This is a genomic window from Pseudoalteromonas sp. S3776 (assembly GCF_005886915.1).
Taxonomy (GTDB): domain Bacteria; phylum Pseudomonadota; class Gammaproteobacteria; order Enterobacterales; family Alteromonadaceae; genus Pseudoalteromonas.
In genome coordinates, this window is the sequence record NZ_PNCU01000014.1 from 82,855 (window position 1) to 101,130 (window position 18,276).

Annotated in this window: 13 protein-coding genes; 8 read left to right on the forward strand and 5 right to left on the reverse strand. The window is 42.2% G+C overall.

The genetic code is table 11. The features are described from left to right. Positions 1-20: 20 nt before the first annotated feature. The 4 genes from CWC16_RS07005 (at position 21) to CWC16_RS07020 (ending at position 8,183) form a co-directional block, all read left to right on the forward strand. Positions 21-203 carry a hypothetical protein gene (locus CWC16_RS07005; RefSeq protein ID WP_055017961.1) on the forward strand — a complete coding sequence of 61 codons (183 nt, stop codon included), beginning with the start codon at positions 21-23 and terminating at the stop codon, positions 201-203. Beyond that, entirely contained in the window at positions 204-821 is a 618-nt protein-coding gene (locus tag CWC16_RS07010) for a LysE family translocator (RefSeq protein ID WP_138541018.1), read from the forward strand. A gap of 167 nt (positions 822-988) precedes the next feature. Beyond that, on the forward strand, positions 989-3,862 hold the full coding sequence (locus CWC16_RS07015; RefSeq protein ID WP_138541019.1) for a TonB-dependent receptor: 2,874 nt from the start codon (positions 989-991) through the stop codon (positions 3,860-3,862). Positions 3,863-3,884: 22 nt separating this feature from the next. Next, entirely contained in the window at positions 3,885-8,183 is a 4,299-nt protein-coding gene (locus CWC16_RS07020; RefSeq protein WP_138541020.1) for an alpha-1,6-glucosidase domain-containing protein, read from the forward strand. Between the two features lie 86 nt (positions 8,184-8,269). On the opposite strand, the gene CWC16_RS07025 is transcribed toward CWC16_RS07020, so the two are convergent. Next, positions 8,270-9,019, reverse strand: a complete 750-nt coding sequence (locus tag CWC16_RS07025; protein WP_138541021.1) for a MipA/OmpV family protein — start codon at positions 9,017-9,019, stop codon at positions 8,270-8,272. Positions 9,020-9,250: 231 nt separating this feature from the next. On the opposite strand from CWC16_RS07025, the gene CWC16_RS07030 reads away from it, so the two are divergent. Further along, on the forward strand, positions 9,251-9,790 hold the full coding sequence (locus tag CWC16_RS07030) for a PH domain-containing protein (RefSeq protein WP_138541022.1): 540 nt from the start codon (positions 9,251-9,253) through the stop codon (positions 9,788-9,790). On the opposite strand, the gene CWC16_RS07035 is transcribed toward CWC16_RS07030, so the two are convergent. From CWC16_RS07035 to CWC16_RS07045, 3 genes are all read right to left on the reverse strand, one after another. Beyond that, complete coding sequence (locus CWC16_RS07035; RefSeq protein ID WP_138541023.1) at positions 9,787-11,565, reverse strand: alkaline phosphatase D family protein; 1,779 nt, start codon at positions 11,563-11,565, stop codon at positions 9,787-9,789. The two genes, CWC16_RS07030 and CWC16_RS07035, sit on opposite strands and share 4 nt — an antisense overlap. A gap of 66 nt (positions 11,566-11,631) precedes the next feature. After that, entirely contained in the window at positions 11,632-11,976 is a 345-nt protein-coding gene (locus CWC16_RS07040) for a rhodanese-like domain-containing protein (protein WP_055017957.1), read from the reverse strand. Further along, complete coding sequence (locus CWC16_RS07045) at positions 11,976-12,185, reverse strand: YgaP family membrane protein (protein WP_349665939.1); 210 nt, start codon at positions 12,183-12,185, stop codon at positions 11,976-11,978. The genes CWC16_RS07040 and CWC16_RS07045 overlap by 1 nt, the downstream gene beginning before the upstream one ends. A gap of 77 nt (positions 12,186-12,262) precedes the next feature. Between CWC16_RS07045 and CWC16_RS07050 the strand changes: the two genes are divergently transcribed. After that, positions 12,263-12,571 (forward strand): ArsR/SmtB family transcription factor, encoded by a 309-nt coding sequence (locus CWC16_RS07050; RefSeq protein ID WP_138541024.1) that lies wholly within the window; start codon positions 12,263-12,265, stop codon positions 12,569-12,571. Between the two features lie 6 nt (positions 12,572-12,577). Here the strand turns inward: CWC16_RS07050 and CWC16_RS07055 are convergent, their stop codons facing one another. Continuing rightward, complete coding sequence (locus CWC16_RS07055) at positions 12,578-13,255, reverse strand: nitroreductase family protein (protein ID WP_138541025.1); 678 nt, start codon at positions 13,253-13,255, stop codon at positions 12,578-12,580. A gap of 180 nt (positions 13,256-13,435) precedes the next feature. Between CWC16_RS07055 and CWC16_RS07060 the strand changes: the two genes are divergently transcribed. Further along, complete coding sequence (locus tag CWC16_RS07060; RefSeq protein WP_138541026.1) at positions 13,436-14,317, forward strand: ABC transporter ATP-binding protein; 882 nt, start codon at positions 13,436-13,438, stop codon at positions 14,315-14,317. Between the two features lie 9 nt (positions 14,318-14,326). Next, on the forward strand, positions 14,327-17,905 hold the full coding sequence (locus CWC16_RS07065; RefSeq protein ID WP_138541027.1) for an ABC transporter permease/M1 family aminopeptidase: 3,579 nt from the start codon (positions 14,327-14,329) through the stop codon (positions 17,903-17,905). Positions 17,906-18,276: the final 371 nt, after the last annotated feature.

Genomic DNA, 18,276 nt, shown 5'->3' on the forward strand with positions numbered 1-18,276 from the left:
TAAAATACACAAGGATTAAAATGCAAAAAGTAATCGAATTTAGAAAGACCCGTTTTTTGGGTGGCGTAGATATAGCCGCACTGAATGACCGCATACAGGAATTAAACCAAGATGGCTGGAAAGTAGTAAACGCAGTGCCATTGACAGGCTTTTATGGGAAAGTGCATGGTTATACATTACTTATTGAAAATGAAGAGTTTTAAATGACATTTACAGTATGGTTAAGCCTAGCGGCTATTTGTATGATGGGCGCAATGTCGCCAGGGCCAAGTTTAGCGGTGGTTTTAAAGCACTCACTTAACGGCAGTATGAAAAACGGAATGCTTGCCGCGCTCAGCCATGGTACTGGTGTTGGGTTATACGCAGGTGCATCGTTATTAGGGCTAGGCGCTTTAATGATGCAGTTTCCGACTGTTTATCAAATACTGGTGTATTTAGGCGCAGCCTATTTGGCATATTTAGGTATAAAAATATTGCTAGCAAAACCCAGCAATAACGAACTTGAAGTACAAAAAAGTGAAGTAAGTGCTGGCCAAGCTTTACAAGATGGCTTTGCTATTGCGTTTTTAAACCCCAAGCTCGCTATTTTCTTTTTAGCCTTGTTCTCGCAATTTATTGACCCTCAGCTACTTACTTTAAACGTGGGTATAATTATGTGTTTAACCGTGTTTGTAATTGATACCGGCTGGTATTTGCTGGTGGCGTTACTGACAGAGGTTTCAAAAAATCGCTTTGGTTTTACCAAGCAAAGTCCGTGGCTTGATAAAATACTGGGAGTCGTATTTATTGCCCTTGCGATAAAAGTGGTGCTAAGCCTTTAAATCGCGTTCCCGATGCAGGGGCGCGTGCCTCTATGCTCCGTGCAGCCTAACCCTCATGCCCTGCATACGTATTCATCACAATAAGTTCACCTTTTAGTTACAATTTTTTGGTTGTGTTTTAAACAACACAGCAACACCTGACAATAATAACTCAAAGGTTCACACACATGGACAAGTTTAAACTAAGTGCACTTATGCTGGCTTTATTTGCCGCTAATAGTGCATTGGCTGCAAACGAAAACTCAACAAATCAATCACCCGACACAGAAGTTGAAGATTTAGAAATTATTGAAGTGCGAGGCTTTAGTCGCAGTTTAATCCAATCTTTAAATCAAAAGCGTTTTAGCGATACGGTGTCAGAACAAATTTCTGCCGATGATTTAGGGGCACTGCCTGATATTTCAATGGCCGATGCACTTACACGATTACCTGGTATTTCAGCGGTACGAACGGGCGGGCAAGCGGCGCAAATTAATATACGCGGGCTGTCGGGCGGGTTTGTATTTTCAACACTTAATGGCCGTGAGCAAGTATCTACAAGTGGTAGCCGCAGTATTGAGTTTGACCAATATCCGTCAGAATTAATTAGCTCTGCGGCGGTATATAAATCGCCCAAGGCATCGCTTATTGAAGGTGGCGTGGCCGGTACCGTAGAGCTTGAAACCGCCAGCCCACTTAATAATGATCAAACGCATAAATTTGTAGCTAATGTGCGCGGTATGTATAACGACCGCGCCTCTGAGGTATCGGATGCCACTGAATTTGACGACCGAATTAGTTTTTCGTATCAAGGCAAATACCTAGACGACACATTAGGCGTAGCGCTGGGCTATGCGCGTTTGTTTCAGCCAAGTGTAGCAACGCAGTTTATTGGCCTTGCGTACAACGACACAAAAGACGTTGATGGCGCAGCTAACGATACCAATGGCCCTTTAGCTAACCCAGAAAACGAATACATTAGCGAAGGCTTTGAGCTACAGCATTTAGGCGGCGAAGAAACCCGTAATGGTTACTTAGCAGCTATAGAGTGGGCGCCGGTAGATAACTTTAAATTAAAAGGTGATGCGTTTTTATCGCGCTTTGATAAAGAGTCATTTGCTCGCGGCCTGAGGGTTAAATTAGGCGGGCCAACAGCTGCATACGCTAACGCTCAGCTTGATGGTAATGCCGTAATAGGCGCAGCGGTTAACCGTACTTCGCAAAGTTATACCCGCGTTGAAATAGTGAACGACGACAACCAAGACTTTGACGAAGTAGACAGCTTTGGCGTGAATGCCGATTGGCAGGTAACCGATAGACTAAACGTAAATGCCGATGTGTCGCTTTCTCGCGCAAAAAGTAACTTTAGAAATGGCTTACTGTGGAGCCTAGTAGCAGAAGATGCCAATGCAGAAACGCCAGTATTTGATAACAACGTAGCAATAAACTATCAATTAAATGGCTTAAATTTACCTGACGTTGGGTTTAATCAGGCGGCCGCCTTTAGTGATATAGACCGTGTGATGGTCAGTAAATATGGTATTTACCCAGATCAAACAGAAGATGAAGTAACGGCATTTAGGCTCGACTTTAAATACGAGCTAGAAAGCGACATATTTAGCTCAGTAGAGTTTGGGGCGCGCTACTCAGATAGAGAGTACAGCCGTAAACGCTCGGTATTTGAGTACGGTAACGATGGGGCGTTTTCAACAACGCAACCCCCTTTGCGCTTAACCGACGATATGGCGTCAGTGGTTGATTGGCAAGGTGAATTTAGTTATTTCCCGTCGTATTTAGCCATTGATTTAGACAAAGCACTTAACGCGTGGTTTCCAGATGGCACGCCAGAGCCGGTTCAAACATGGGGCAACGCCGATGGCGTAGACGACGCGCAAGGTTACACAACTAACTATTCGTGGTCAGTACTGCAAAGCGGCTCGGTGTTTGAAGATGTGCTAGCTGCGTACGTTATGGTAAACATTAACACGCAAATAGGGGGGCTCGACTTATCGGGCAATGTGGGTGTGCGCCGCGTTGAAACCGATCAATCAGCAACGGTGCTAGAGAACGTAGCAGGCGATGCGCGCTTAGGTGCGCAAAATATTGTTGATGAGAACGGCATTGTAAATGATTTATACGCGCCTAATGTATTAGGCACTAAATACACCGACTACTTACCGTCATTAAATTTAAACCTGCAACTTAACGATAATTCACTTGTACGCTTTGCTGCGGCTAAAGTAATGTCGCGTGCGCCAATTAACCGCTTAGCGGGCGATGCCAGTGCAAATGTGAGTGACGATGGTGTTATTAATGGTTCAAGTACTAATAACCCATTTTTAAAACCCTTTTATGCCGACCAATACGACTTATCTTACGAATATTATTTTGAAGAAGGTAACGGCACCATCGCTGCGGCGTTATTTTATAAAAATATAGACTCGTTTGTTGAAACCTTATCAATCGAAAACTTTGACTTTAAAGGCAACGGCTTTAACGTACCTGACTCAATAGAAGACCCTGTTAGTGGCGAGCAAGTTGCCACAACTAACGGTATTTACACCACGGCAGTTAATAACGGTGAAGGTGGCTACATTAGAGGGCTAGAGCTTGCGTATACGCAAGTGTTTAGCTTTTTGCCTTCGCCATTTAATGGCTTAGGTGCTAATGCAAGTTACTCGTACACCGAGAGTGAAATTGAATCGATTACCAGTTTAGGGGGCGACACATTAGCGCAATCTTTACCTGGGCTGTCTAATAACGTGCTTAATGCTACGGTGTTTTATGCTTTAGATGATTTTGAAACCCGCCTTAATGTGCGTTACCGCGATGAGTTTGTATCAGAGCAGGTTGCCATTAACGAGCAAGTGGTTAATTTTGATGCCGAAACCGTAGTCGACTTTCAAACCTCTTATCGCTTTAGCGACTCGCTAACCATGCTTTTGCAAGTTAATAACTTAACCGATGAACCAACCCAAAGTTACTTTGGGTCGCAGCAGCGAACAGGGACGACTCAGTACTTTGGTCGTCAGTTCTACCTTGGTTTTACATACAGTCATTAATTAGCAAACGGAGCGTTTAAAAATGAAAATTATAACTATGCCTAAATATTTGCTAATAACGTTAGCGTTAATGCTATTAGCAGCGTGTGGTGGAACAGATGATGTTGAATCTGGTGAACCATTACTTACTTGTAATGTGCCGCAAGTGCCTAATGAAGCGGGGACACAATGTGTCGATCCCGAACCTATATCCTGCCCTGCACCTACAGTACCTGATGAAAATAACGAAAGCTGTGTGGTTGGCGCCGACCCAACCCTCCCAGACCCTGTGGTATTTGCAGGGGAAGGAGAGGCGGTTTTATTTTACAACCGCTTAGCCGATGACAATTACGAAGGCTACCGATTACATTCGTGGAATAACGAGATATGCGATGCTTATGCACCCCCGTTTGACACCAGCGATTGGGCTAACGGCCACGAGTACGATGGTATTGACCCTAACTACGGTGCGTACTGGATAATTAACCTTAAAGAGGGTTATAACGAATGTGCCAATTTTATTATTCATATTGGTACAGAAGGGTCAGGTAAAGCGTTTGGTGATGTGGATTTAACTATGCCGTTGATGCAAGACGATGAAACCTTTCAACGTATGAACTTTACCATTCATGGTGAGCCTTCGGTGTTTGAATACCCTATTTTAAGTTTGGGCGAACGCGCAGTTGCTATAACAGGTGCTTCAGCGCATTGGATTGATTTAAATACTATTTTGTATAAACCAAGTAACGAGCTTACAAGCCTAATTAAGTTGCATTCATCAGCCACGGCGCAGCTTGAAGTGGATATTGATACTGGTTTAAACGGCGATATTGTTACGCTGCAATCAAGCAGTTTAACTGATGAGCAAGCGGCAAAAGTACCGCATTTAACCACTTGGAACGCTTACGAAGGAAGTTGGGATACAAGCACGGCTAAAGCGCTTATAAAATCGCAGCTTGTTATTACCGGCTACGATAGTGAAGGTAAGCTGCTAGAAGCAAGCTATGTGCAAACCGCTAAAGCACTCGATGCCCTTTACACACAAGGCGAAGACGATGCTAACGAAGCTGTACTTGGCGTAACTTATGGCAATAACGCGATTGATGTCACTGTGTGGGCACCCACCGCTAATAAAATGGTGCTAAACGTGTTTGATGATGCAAAAACACAAGTGCACTCTGTACCAATGACATTAAATACACAGACGGGTATTTGGCAGGCAAGTTTAGATATGCAATATGACCGCCACTACTACCGCTTTAATTTTGATGTTTACCACCCACTGACTCAGCAAATAGAGTCGCTTTGGAGTACAGACCCTTACTCACTTAATGTATCTAGCAATGGTTTGTACAGCCAGATGATTAATTTAGCCGATGATGACACTAAGCCAGAAGGCTGGGATGAGCGTATTGTGCCTACTATTACTAACCCAGAAGATGCGGTCATTTATGAAGGCCACGTACGTGATTTTAGTGTGCGCGACCAGTCAGTAAGCGAAGCAAACCGCGGTAAATACCTTGCATTCACTGAGCTTGAAAGCGTGCCAATGCAGCACATTAAGCAATTAGCAGATAAAGGCTTAACACACTTTCATTTACTGCCAGTGACTGATATTGGCACCATTGAAGAGGATGCCTCACAGCGTGTGGAAATTACAGACACCTTAGGTAAATTATGTGAGCGTATTAACGATGAAGCTGATGCATGTAAAATCGAAGATAAAAACAGCACCATTGTCGATATTATGCAAAGTTACCTACCTGGCTCAGACGATGCACAAGCATTAGCCAGTGCGATGCGTGATTTAGATGGCTTTAACTGGGGTTACGATCCGCATTACTTTATAGCGCCTGAAGGCTCGTACGCCTCAAGCCCAGAGGGCATTGCCCGCGTTAAAGAAACCCGCGCTATGGTGCAATCACTGCAAGAAGTAGGGCTTCGTGTTGTACTGGATGTGGTTTATAACCACACAACATCATCGGGTATTTGGGATAAGTCGGTATTTGATAAGCTAGTACCGGGTTACTACCATCGCTATAACGAAGTAAGTGGTGAAATAGAGCGCTCAACCTGTTGTGAAAACACAGCTACAGAGCATGTAATGATGGATAAGTTTGTTACTGATTCACTGGTTATTTTAGCGCGTGAATTTGGCTACGACAGTTTTAGATTTGATGTTATGGGGCATATGCCTAAATCATCAATATTAGCTGCGCGTGAAGCAGTACAAGCAGTCGACCCTGATAACTATTTTTATGGTGAAGGCTGGGACTTTGGTGAAGTAGCTAACAATCGTTTATTCACACAAGCTAAACAGGCTGATATGGCAGGCTCAGAGGTGGGTACATTTAACGACCGTATTCGTGAAGCCATTCGCGGCGGGGCATTATTTAGTAATAGCGCAACAGATGGCAATTTAGCAGAGCAAGATACTTTACGTTTGTCGCTTGCGGGTAATTTACAAAACTACATTTTAAAAGACTTTAAAGGTAATTCATCTAAAGGCAATAGCTTTACTTGGAACACTCAGCCAACGGCGTATGCACTAGACCCAGCGGATAGCATTCATTACGTATCAAAACACGATAACGAAACACTGTGGGATCAGCTGCAATACAAACATGCATCAAGCATGAGTATTGAGCAACGTGTGCGCGCGCACAACATGGCATTGTCTATTCCACTTATGAGCCAAGGCATTCCATTTATGCAATTGGGCGCTGATTTACTACGTTCAAAGTCAATGGATCGTGATAGCTATAATGCCGGTGATTGGTTTAATGCTGTTGATTTAACCAAAGAGAATAATAACTGGAACATTGGTTTACCAAATGCAGAGAAGAACCAAGAAAAATGGTCTGAAATTATGCCTATCTCTGCTAATCCAGATGCACAGGCAATGCCGCAAGACATAGCTTATGCAGGTGATGTATTTCAAGAATTCTTGGCTATTCGCAGCGCAAGTCCACTATTTAGATTAACCACAGAGCAAGATGTTATCGACCGTGTCGGATTTCACAATGTGGGTAAAAACCAGCAACATGGCTTAATTGTAATGAGCATTGATGATGGAGAAGGACTCACAGACTTAGACCCAGCATTTGACGCGCTTGTAGTGGTGATTAACGCAACCGAGCAAACCCTTAGCCATACTATTACCACCGCAGCGGGTTTTGAATTACACGACGTATTAAAAAACAGTGTTGATCCAAGTATGGCCAGCGCTAATTTTGCCCAAGGCGATAACGAAGGCACATTTACAGTACCGCCTTACACACTAGCTGTTTTTACTAAAAACCAAGGTGAGAGCCAAGGTGTTGGTTTAAGTGCAAATGCAACCGTAGGCGCGCCTGATGTAGTACCTTATGGCAGCACCGCTGTGTTTGTGCGCGGAACTTTAAACGACTGGGGCACACGTGATGCATTTGAATATATTGGCGAGGGTGAATACCGTATAGCAATTGCACTAAGCGCTGGCGACTACGAATTTAAAATTGCCTCAGAAGATTGGTCTACTGTTGATTTTGGTGCGCTTTCTGATGCTGATAAAGAGGTAGTTGAAAATCAAAGTGAGCCATTAACACGCTCAGGTGCAAACATGACATTTATTGCTGCCATTGATGCAACCTATGTATTTTCGCTTGATGCTTCAAACCCAGAAAACCCAACGCTTACCTTATATAATGAAGAGCCATTTGTAGGCACTGCTATTTATGTGCGCGGTACGCTTAATGATTGGGGAGTAACCGATGAGCTAAGTTATAAAGGCATTTACACCTTTACTAAAACACTGAGCGCTGCAAGCTATGAATTTAAAGTAGCGTCTGAAGATTGGAGCACGGTTGATTATGGCTCGGCTGAGGGTGATGCCAGTGTAATGGTTGGCACCGCTGAGCAGTTGTCGGTTGCGGGCGCAAATATGACCATAGACATTGCCGAGCAAGGTGAATACCAATTTATATTTGACGCCAGTGATTTAAATAACGTATCGCTTAAAGTACTCAACGGCGAAATGTTTGCACAAACACCGGTGTTTATTCGCGGTAGTTTAAATGACTGGAGTACTGATAACCCACTGATGTACGAGGGTGATGCGGTTTACTCTACATCCATAGAGTTAGAAGCGGGCGACTACGAATTTAAAGTAGCGTCTGAAGATTGGAGTACCGTTGATTACGGTGGAGCAGGCGATATGCCAGTAGTGGTAATTAATGAAGTAACACCACTTGAAGCGGTAGGTGCCAATATAGCACTGAGCATTACCGAGCAAGGTATCTACACGTTTAATGTAATAGGCCCAGATAGAGAAAATGTGAGCATACTCATTAATAAGCAGTAGCGGTTATATTTTCCCAAACCTAAGCCGAGCATAGCCCTGTATGCTCGGCTTTTTTAATACCTAATTAACACCTAACAAAAGAGATATTAAAAACGATAGTTAACCGACATCATAACAGTCGTGGTGCTATCGGTATCAATAATGGGTGAGTCTTCAATATCAGAATCGAGCTGCTTATAGTTAACCATGGCATTTACGTTCCAGTTTTTATTAATGTAATACATTAAAAATAAACCCGCATTGTAGTTAACCGTAGAGCTAAGTTCGTAAGGCGCATAGGTAGTAGATTCGCCCTGTGCTACACCATAATAGTAGTTAGATACATCACTGCTATTTAGCTCAACACCCACAGAAGGAACGAGCATTAGCTGTTTAGATAATTTAATAGGGTAACTGTAATTGGTTTTAAATTTAGCGCCATCACCGTGGCCTATTACATCATGAGTCGCACTGGCGCTTATTTTACCAAAGCTTGCAGTGTAGCTAACCTGTGTGCCAGCATAAAGAGACAGTTTTCTATCGTCTAAGGCTTTTATGGCTGCAAGGTCTGAATCTGATGTATCAAAGTTATCACCTGGCTCTAAAACTAATGACCAGTTAAAACCTTGCTGCTCCACTAATTTATAATCAAGTGACAAACCTTTAAAACTAAGCCTTTCACCTTCGTAGGTAATAATAGGTAAAAATAGCGTTTCACTGTCAGTGCCGGCATAAGGTGAGCTGGTAGAAATAACGCCGCCCCCTAAAGAAAACTGCGACTCAGCTTGTACAGCAATACTGCAAAGTGTAAGAGTGCCAACCAATATCCGTATTGAGTTTTTAATATAAGTGTTCATTAAAAGCCTTAGGTGTTAAATAAGTAAAAAGATAAATTGCTGAGACAATTAAAGTGCATCTCAAAACTAATAGGCTTTAGTGTAGCTATATTTACTGTTGGTGTTTGTAAGAGAGTGTGTGAAAGTTTATTTGAATGTTAGTGGCTAAATTGCATTGAAGCCGTTGTTCACGTAAGTTAAATAAAGGCATACGTTTGATTAGATTAATAAAATGGGAATGAGGATAAAAAAATGAGCAACCCTATTTTAAAAAGTGCCAGCTTTGATCCCAAAGTGAAACAATACTGGATGACCATGGCATGCTTTTTTAGTGCCGTTGCATTAGTGACCATTCCACTTATACCTGTGGTGTTAATTATTGTTTGGCTGGTGGCAGGTAAAATATTGGCCGCTATGTCGGCGCAATTACTCACGCAAAAGTTGGTGGTTAAACGCGGTATTTTATTTAAAGAAGAAAAATCGATACCGCTTGAAAAAATAACCGATGTTGGGCTGAGCCAAGGGCCGCTTATGCGCTTTTTTGGCTTATATCGGTTAAGCTTTGAAACTGCCGGGCAATCAGGCCATGGTGCATTGGTATCATTACTGGGTGTTGAAAATGCCAGTGAGTTTAGAGAAGCCATACTTCAGCAAAAAGATAACTTAGCTGCGCAAGCACCTAAAATGGAAGAGTTTGCTGAAGATCACCTCAACCAAGCATTACTTGCCCGCTTAGTTGAGGTGGTAGAGCGAATAGATACGCGTTTGGCTGCTTTAGAGGCGAAGCGTTAAACGCTTTGTAATTGAGCTTGCCCCGCAAGCATGCTTAGCTCTTTACTACGGCTTTCTACAACCTGATATTCGCGCGCTTTAATTGTGCTTATATAGTTCCATTTAGCACTGGCTTTTGTAGGTGTGAATGTAACGGTTAAATAGCCGCGCTCCACTAAATTATTATAAGCAAGGTCATCAATTAATAAGGCAATTACTTGCTCTATTTGCGCTACGGTTTGCGCATCTTGTGTGTTTAGCGCTAAATACTTTTCAAGCCCTGGTGATGAAACCGATGCCGTTGCAAATTCTACCCCGGCATTTTGCGAGGCTGCAATAGGGTTATTGGCATCAGTTTTAAGCTCTCCTGCCCAGCCGTTATGAGTATCTCCGGCTAAAACTACTAGGTTTTTTTGTGCTGCAATAGCGGTGCCTAATAACACCTCTCGCTCGTAGGCGTAACCATCCCACGCATCAAGGTTATACGGTATGGTGGTTTGAATACGGGCTAGTTCTGCCTCTGTTACACTTGGGTCACCCGCTATTACTCGGCCTTTAATTTGCGCCAGTTCAGCAAATAATACATTGGCCTGTGCGAGTAAAGCACTAGGATCGCCACCATTTGCTTGTGTACTTTGTAAGCTGGCTAGTAGCAGCATTACCTCTACAGGTAAGTGCATTTTGGTCATCAATACTTGTTGCCCTAATACTTGCCACTGAGTGCTTGATGTAGTGATGGCGTCGCTGAGCCAAGTAAGTTGCTCATTGCCTAATAATGCACGGTCGCTCGCGCTTATTGCTGCAGCAAATGCGCTTTGACCGGCAGGCGAGGTTAGGTCAAAATCGCTATAGCTAAGCTGCTCATCACGCGCTAATACACGGGTATCTAGCATGTATAAAGAAACTAAGTTACCAAACTCAAAGCGGCGGTAAATCCGTTTTTTATCGGCTACATTACGAATTGGCATCCACTCAAAGTAAGCCTGTAGCGCATTAAGCTTACGTTGGCTAAATTCACCTTCACCTTCGTTATGGTTTTCTGCGCCTTCGCGCCATGTATCGTTGGTTATTTCGTGGTCGTCCCACACCGTTATAAATGCACAGTGGCTATGGGCTGCTTGTAAGTCGGCATCGAGACGATAATTTGCATAGCGCTTTCTGTAATCGGTAAGCGCTATAATTTCACTGCTGTTATCAAGGGGGAGGAGTCGGTCTAATTGTGCTGCGTCTTCGGTTGCATAGCCAGTATTGCTATATTCGTATATGTAATCACCTAAGTGCAGTACTGCATCCAAATCGCTTTGCTTAGCAATTTCGCCATACACATGAAAATACCCTGCAGGGTAATTTGCGCACGATACAACGGCTAGCTTCACTTGATCAATTTCACCAACAGGAAGTGTTTTACCTTGCCCGACAGGGGAAGTTTTACCGTGTGCATTAAAACGATAGTAATAAACGGTATTGGCATCGAGCCCTTGTAAATCAACTTTAAGGGTAAAGTCGGTGGTGTCACTTATGTTTGCTTCGCCATCGTGCACAATATTAGTAAAGCCTTTATCCGTGGCAGCTTGCCACTGTACTTTTAATGATTTAGTTGTTACATCGAGTGGGGTTACACGGGTCCAAATAATTAAGCTATCGCTAAGCGGGTCGCCGCTGGCGACACCGTGATCAAAGCTAACAGGTGTGTCGTCATTATCATCAAGCCTGCAACCTGTTAAACCAAGTGATAATACGGCAGCGCCAAACCCTGCTGCCGATGCTTTTAAAAAACTTCTCCGTGTAAATGCCATTGCTTTGTACCTGTTAAGTGTAAAAAGCAAAGTGTAGGCAATTTAGGTTACTTTTTTATGAAGCCGTTAAAAAACTTCACTTACTTGCGTTGCGTTACAGGTTATAACCGTTACGTTTTTGTATCCAACGCGAGTTAGCGCTTCTGCACCTAATGTGGCGCGGGCACCGCTGGCACAATGTAAGTAAATAGGGCGCCCTGCGTCTTTTTCTATTTCCATCAGCTTCATCTCTAGTAATCCACGTGGAATATTTATAGCGCCAGTTGCTGCTTTTGTAGCATGCTCTGCAGGTTCTCGCACATCAATAAGCAGCCCTTTATTTTGTTCAAGCTCTTGCTTTGCTTGCGCTGCATCAATACGGCGTTGGTTAGGTGTGATAATTTTTAGTAAATCAGGAATTGATGTAAGCATTAGTCTGTAAATCCTCTTTTTCGCAAAAAAGACATTAACGGGCACCACTTAGTGAAGGCTGATTGCACGAGGTTAATGCCAATGAATAACGTTAAAAATTGAAAGTTACTATCAACAAAGTAGCTTAAAAGCACAGAGATTGTAACGGCACTACCGCCAATTAAGAGTATGGCGTCACTTATTTTCATGGATGACCTTAATATTAGCATTGTCTAATGTTAATTATATTAGAACTTACTAATATAAAAGTCTATAATTAAAACACGCAAAATAACTAAGCATCACAATGAATATTGAACAACTTGCAGTAAACGCTCAGCAGGCAGAGCAATTTTTAAAATTGATGGCAAATAAAAACCGTTTAATGATTTTATGCAGTTTATTAAAAGGTGAACAAAGTGTAGGAGAGTTAAATCAAAATGTTCCGCTGGCGCAGTCTGCTTTATCTCAGCATTTAGCGAGTTTACGTAAAGCCCAGCTAGTGGCAACCCGCCGGGATGGACATACTATTTATTATTCGTTAATCGACCCAAAAGTTGAGTCGATTATTACGTTACTATACGAATGGTTTTGTAAGCAAAATACGGCTGAGTAATTTGCTTTAAATAAAAGTGGCAATCTCATCAAGCGACTTTTTATCAAGTGCATGGGTAGGTACAGTTGCATCGTCAGCGGGGTAGCCTGCAATAAGCAACATGTAAGGGCGTTCGTTGTCTTTGTCGCGTTTACATATATCGGTTAAAAAGCTCATTGGTTTTGGAGTATGAGTCAGTGTTGCTAAACCACTACGGTGCAGTGCTTGTATCAAAAAACCAGTCGCCAGCCCTACTGATTCATGCACATAATAATTGGTGTTTTTATCATCCGTATTCACACCGCCTTTTTTTTGACTAAACACTGCAATAAGCCAAGGCGCGTGTTCTAAATAGGGTTTATTGGCGTCGGTACCTAATGGCTTTAGTGCATCAAGCCACTCTTCTCCTGCTCTGCCTTCGTAAAAAGAACGCTCTAGTTTTTCGGCGGCCTCTCTTATTTGTTTTTTTACATCGATACTGTTTATAGCCACAAAGTGCCAGGGTTGGTGGTTTGCTCCACTAGGCGCGGTGCCTGCTGCTTTTATACATGCTTCAATTATATTTTTAGGGACTGGTCGGTCGCTAAAGCTGCGAATACTATGGCGGCGCTGGCTGGTTTGTAAAAATTCGTTTGCACGTTTTAGCATTTCATCGTGAGGGTATTCTATAAAGTCGTTTAGTGGCTGGCTTTGATGTTTTTGCATGGCTTTACGCTTCTTATAAAGTGTGTGTTTGGTTTTTATACCGACTGAATAAATGCGAGGCAAGTAATATCCTTTGTTTATTTATTGTTACAAAATTAACCGTGGTGTAACTTATGTTCCTTTTTTTAATGTGGTATAAAAAGCGCAATAAAAAAACTATTAAAATTCAAGGAAGTAAAAATGCTATCAATAACAGGGTTATCTAAAACCTACGATAATGGCGTACATGCACTACAAGGTGTTGATTTATCAATAGGAAAAGGGATGTTTGGGTTGCTTGGGCCAAATGGCGCGGGTAAATCGTCACTTATGCGCACTATTTCCACGTTGCAATCTGCCGATGCGGGTTCAATCACTTTTGATGGTATTGATGTTTTTAAAGACCCACAGGCTCTACGTCAACGTTTGGGTTATCTACCGCAAGATTTTGGTGTTTACCCTCGCGTTAGTGCTTACGACTTGCTAGATCATATGGCTGTTTTAAAGGGCATTCATAACAAAGGCGAGCGTAAAGAGTCGGTGGAAGGCCTGCTTGCACATACTAATTTATATCAACATCGCTCAAAAGCCGTAAGTGGCTTTTCGGGCGGTATGCGCCAACGTTTTGGTATTGCACAAGCCTTACTTGGCGACCCTGACTTACTAATCGTTGATGAACCCACCGCAGGGTTAGACCCTGAAGAGCGAAATCGTTTTCATAACCTATTAGTAAGCTTAGGTGAGCAAAAAGTCGTTATATTATCGACCCACATTGTTGAAGATGTAGCAGAGCTTTGCCCAAACATGGCCGTACTGGCCGGCGGCAAAATATTATTAGAGGGCAACCCAATAGCCCTTACCGATAAACTCCAAGGACAAATTTGGCGCAAAGCCATGAGCCAAGAAGAAGCACTAGAGATTGAACCGCAACTGCCTGTTATTTCAAAACGCTTATTTGCTGGGCAAACCATATTACATGTATTAGCCAATGAAGCCCCAGATGGTTTTGAGCTCAGCAGTGCAAACCTAGAAGACGTGTACTTTTCTACGTTGCTTAATCACCGTAATAGCCAAGTAGCATAAGGGGGCGCTATGTTTTTTAATATGCTCGCGTTTGAGCTGCGCTATTTTGTGCGTCAGCCTTCGTTTTATGTGACCTCATTAATCTTCTTTTTTATGGCATTTTTTATAAGCTCCAGTAGTAAGTTTCCGTTAGGCGGGGCTAATGTTCATATGAACTCGCCTTATACCATTATGGTTTTAACGGTTACCTTTTGTACGCTTGCTATGTTTTTAGTGGTTAACTTTGTTGCAAGCTCTGCGATTCGCAATAGTGAGACCAAAATGGATGAGCTGGTGTTTAGTAAGCCCGTTAACCCGCTTGCTTATCAATCAGGGCGCTTTTTTGGTGCTTACTTGGTTGTGCTCGTTGTTTTTTTAACTGTGCCATTAGGCGTGTTTTTAGGATCTCAATTTGGTTTGTTGGTTGGCTGGCTTGATAGTGAGCTAGTAGGCCCTAATAAGTTTATATATTACGCTGCGCCTTTTTTATATTTAGCCGTGCCAAGTTTATTGGTCCTCAGTGCTATTTTTAATAGTGTGGCGGTTTATTTTAAAACTATGATGGCGGTATATGTAACGGCCGTGCTGATCTACATAAGTTACCAATTGGCGAGTATCTATTTTGATGATTTAGCGTTTAGAAATATTGTTGTTTACGCAGACCCATTTGGCACAGGGTCGTTAATTGACTTAACCCGTTACTGGACTGTAAGTGATAAAAATACGGAAGTGTTAACGCTCTCGGGCGATTTTTTAATTAACCGTATTTTATGGGTAGCACTAAGCTTAGCGATGTTTTTTGGCCTCGGAAAGTTAGGTAATCGCGTAGTCACTAAAAAGCAGAAAAAGCAATTTGCTGTTTCTACGTTTGTAAAAAATAAACAAGCAGCACTTATTAGCAGCGCAAAAAACTACAAGTCAAAAGGGATCAATACGCAATCGCAATTAGTAATGCGCAGCTTATTTGAGCTTAAGCAGGTTATATTAAGTGCTCCTTTTATGATTTTAGCGGGTGTCAGTATTATTACGTTACTCGCACCACTTTTTGCGCCTATTGGCGCATATGGCACAACAGATTGGCCGCTCACACAAAACATGGTGGGCATTATTCAAAACGCCTCCGCTATATTTATGTTTATTATTATTGCTTATTACAGCGCAGAGCTGGTTTGGCGAGAACGTCACAGTGGTATGGGCGATATTGTTGACAGCTACCCGGTGCATAACAGTGTGTTTTGGGTATCTAAAATTATTGCGCTAATCACTGCAGTTTGTGGCCTTTATTTAGTAGGCATGATGTTTACCATTGCAGTGCAGCTATTTAAGGGGCAATTTAACCTAGAGCTTGGCCAGTACTTATTTAGGTTAGGCTACCTTACATTACTACCTTTAATTATGATGGCTATTTTGGCGTTCTTTTTACAAATAATTAGCCCTAATAAATACATAGGTATGGGCTTGTTTATTTTGTATTACATTGCTCAAATGGTAATGGGTGCTTACGGGTTTGAGCATCATATGTATCATTTTTCACAAAGCAGCAGCGTACCGTATTCTGATATAAACGGTTACGGGCATTTTTTACAAGGCGCACATTGGTATACCTTATATTGGGGTGCATTGAGTGTGTTTTTAGCTATTGTAGGGTTTGCTTTATGGCATCGCGGCCCATCGCAAACATTGCGTACGCGTTTATCTTTAGTGCGTTACAACATGTCTTTAAAAGGCCAGATTGCAGCGGTTATAAGTTTATTGGTATTTGTGGGCGCAGGTTATAACATTTATTACAACACCCGTGTAATCAATGAGTTTGTAACAAGTGATGATAACGAAGCGCTACAAGTAAGGTATGAGCAAGAGTTCTCACAATACAAAGACTTGCCACTGCCTATAATAACTGATGTTGATTTACACATTGATATTTATCCTAAAAAACGTGCTTTAAATGCCGTGGCTAAAATTAAGTTTACCAATACCGCAAACGAGCCAATAACCCGTGTGTTAATTAACGAGCCTAGCCAATCTAAAAGCTGGAATGTAAAAATGGCAGGTGGGAAAATAGTTGAGCGTTTAACCGATTTTGGCATGGTATGGTTTGAGTTTGAACAACCACTAATGCCTAACGAAGTGCGCGAAGGAGAGCTGTCTGTTATTCGTGAACACGACGGTTTTGTTGATAGAAGATCGGATACTCAGCTCGTGCATAACGGTACTTTTATAAATAATAGAGAATTACTACCGCGTTTTGGTTATCAAAAGTATTATCAAATTGCCGATAAATATGAGCGCCGTAAGCATGATTTACCCGAACTTGAACGCGCACATAAACTAGAAGACAGCCGTTTTTATACGCAAAATGAGTTTGGGCCTGCTAATGGGTTTATAAACTACAGAGCCATGGTAACCACCGATGAGTCGCAATTTGCTATTACACCCGGCTACTTAAAAAGTGAGAGTGTAAAAGACGGACGACGTACTTTTGTTTATGAAATGGATGCCCCTATTTTAAACTTTTATTCTGTGCTTTCGGCAGAGCTTGAAAGCAAAAAGGTTGAGCACAACGGTGTAAATATTGAGGTGTACTACCATAAAGATCATGCATGGAATGTTGACCGTATGATTGAGTCGGTACAAGACTCACTAGATTACTACACGCAAGCCTTTGGACCATATCAGCATAAGCAGTTACGTATTATTGAGTTTCCTAAGTACCGCTCGTTTGCGCAAAGTTTTGCCAATACGGTGCCTTACTCAGAAAGTATTGGCTTTATTACAGACCTAAGAGATGAGAGTAAAGTTGACTTACCTTACTATGTAACCGCACATGAAGTTGCGCACCAATGGTGGGGGCATCAAGTATCGGGGGCTAATGTAGAGGGCAGTGCCGTTATTTCTGAATCGCTTTCCCAATACAGCGCACTTATGGTGCTAAAAAAACGCTTTGGCGCCGAGAAACTTCGTAAATTTTTAAAGTACGAGTTAGATAAATATTTAATGGGCCGCACAGGCGAAGCCTTTGAAGAAATGCCGCTGTATAAAACGCAGGCTCAACAATACCTTCACTATAATAAAGGCTCAGTTGTGATGATGGCTTTGTATGACCGCTTAGGTGAAGAGCGCTTAAATGCCGCACTTAAAGCGTTTTTGAATGAGTTTAAATACCAATCAACCCCATACCCAACCACACTTGATTTACTTAGTTATTTAAAGCGAGATGCAACACAAGCTGAACAACGCTTTATAGATGATCAGTTTAAATACATAACGCTTTATGAGCTTGAAATGAAAGCAGTGTCGGTTACAGATGATGTTGATAGCAAAGGTTTTTATACAGTAACACTGAGCGTTGAAGCAACTAAGCAGCATGCCGATGGTCAAGGTGAAGAGACTGAGCAACCACTCGATGAGCTAATTGATATTGCATTATTTAGCGATGATCCTGAAAACTTACTCGCTGAAGACTTTGTTATTTACTCGCAAAAGCATCAAATAGTCTCTGGTACTAATACTATTGAGCTAAAAGTAAAAGAAAAACCAGTGTACGCAGGGGTAGACCCGTACATTAAGCTTGTTGATAAAGACAGTAAAAACAACCTCGCTAAGTTTTAACGATTAGCTACTAACTTGTAGGCCGCATTTAGTGCGGCCTTTTTTGTTTTAGCTAATGTGTATAACACTGACCCTCAATAATACTTAATTACTTCAAGGCTAAACGTGGCAGCTGGCTGCGTTAAAGCCTCAGGTTTAGAGCAACTAAATAGCTTACTTTGGCTAGGTTTCGCCACGTTTCTCTTGCCTCAGAGTAGATTAGTCAATTAAGCGAGTTGGCATTACGGGTAAATGATTTAACAGCATGGTGGTAGTGATTGATTAACTGGTGAACATGGAAGAGCGCATTAGTTCTAAACTTAGAGGGTGTTATGGGTATTTAGGCTGCCCTAAACGAGAAAAGGGCCAAAAGGCCCTTAGTGTTGCAGCAA

Coding starts and splice junctions, on each gene's coding strand:
- CWC16_RS07060 (WP_138541026.1), top strand. CDS start 13,436: ATGCTATCAATAACAGGGTTATCTAAAACCTACGATAATGGCGTACAT.
- CWC16_RS07065 (WP_138541027.1), top strand. CDS start 14,327: ATGTTTTTTAATATGCTCGCGTTTGAGCTGCGCTATTTTGTGCGTCAG.
- CWC16_RS07035 (WP_138541023.1), bottom strand. CDS start 11,565: ATGGCATTTACACGGAGAAGTTTTTTAAAAGCATCGGCAGCAGGGTTT.
- CWC16_RS07015 (WP_138541019.1), top strand. CDS start 989: ATGGACAAGTTTAAACTAAGTGCACTTATGCTGGCTTTATTTGCCGCT.
- CWC16_RS07045 (WP_349665939.1), bottom strand. CDS start 12,185: ATGCTAATATTAAGGTCATCCATGAAAATAAGTGACGCCATACTCTTA.
- CWC16_RS07040 (WP_055017957.1), bottom strand. CDS start 11,976: ATGCTTACATCAATTCCTGATTTACTAAAAATTATCACACCTAACCAA.
- CWC16_RS07010 (WP_138541018.1), top strand. CDS start 204: ATGACATTTACAGTATGGTTAAGCCTAGCGGCTATTTGTATGATGGGC.
- CWC16_RS07025 (WP_138541021.1), bottom strand. CDS start 9,019: ATGAACACTTATATTAAAAACTCAATACGGATATTGGTTGGCACTCTT.
- CWC16_RS07030 (WP_138541022.1), top strand. CDS start 9,251: ATGAGCAACCCTATTTTAAAAAGTGCCAGCTTTGATCCCAAAGTGAAA.
- CWC16_RS07055 (WP_138541025.1), bottom strand. CDS start 13,255: ATGCAAAAACATCAAAGCCAGCCACTAAACGACTTTATAGAATACCCT.
- CWC16_RS07005 (WP_055017961.1), top strand. CDS start 21: ATGCAAAAAGTAATCGAATTTAGAAAGACCCGTTTTTTGGGTGGCGTA.
- CWC16_RS07020 (WP_138541020.1), top strand. CDS start 3,885: ATGAAAATTATAACTATGCCTAAATATTTGCTAATAACGTTAGCGTTA.
- CWC16_RS07050 (WP_138541024.1), top strand. CDS start 12,263: ATGAATATTGAACAACTTGCAGTAAACGCTCAGCAGGCAGAGCAATTT.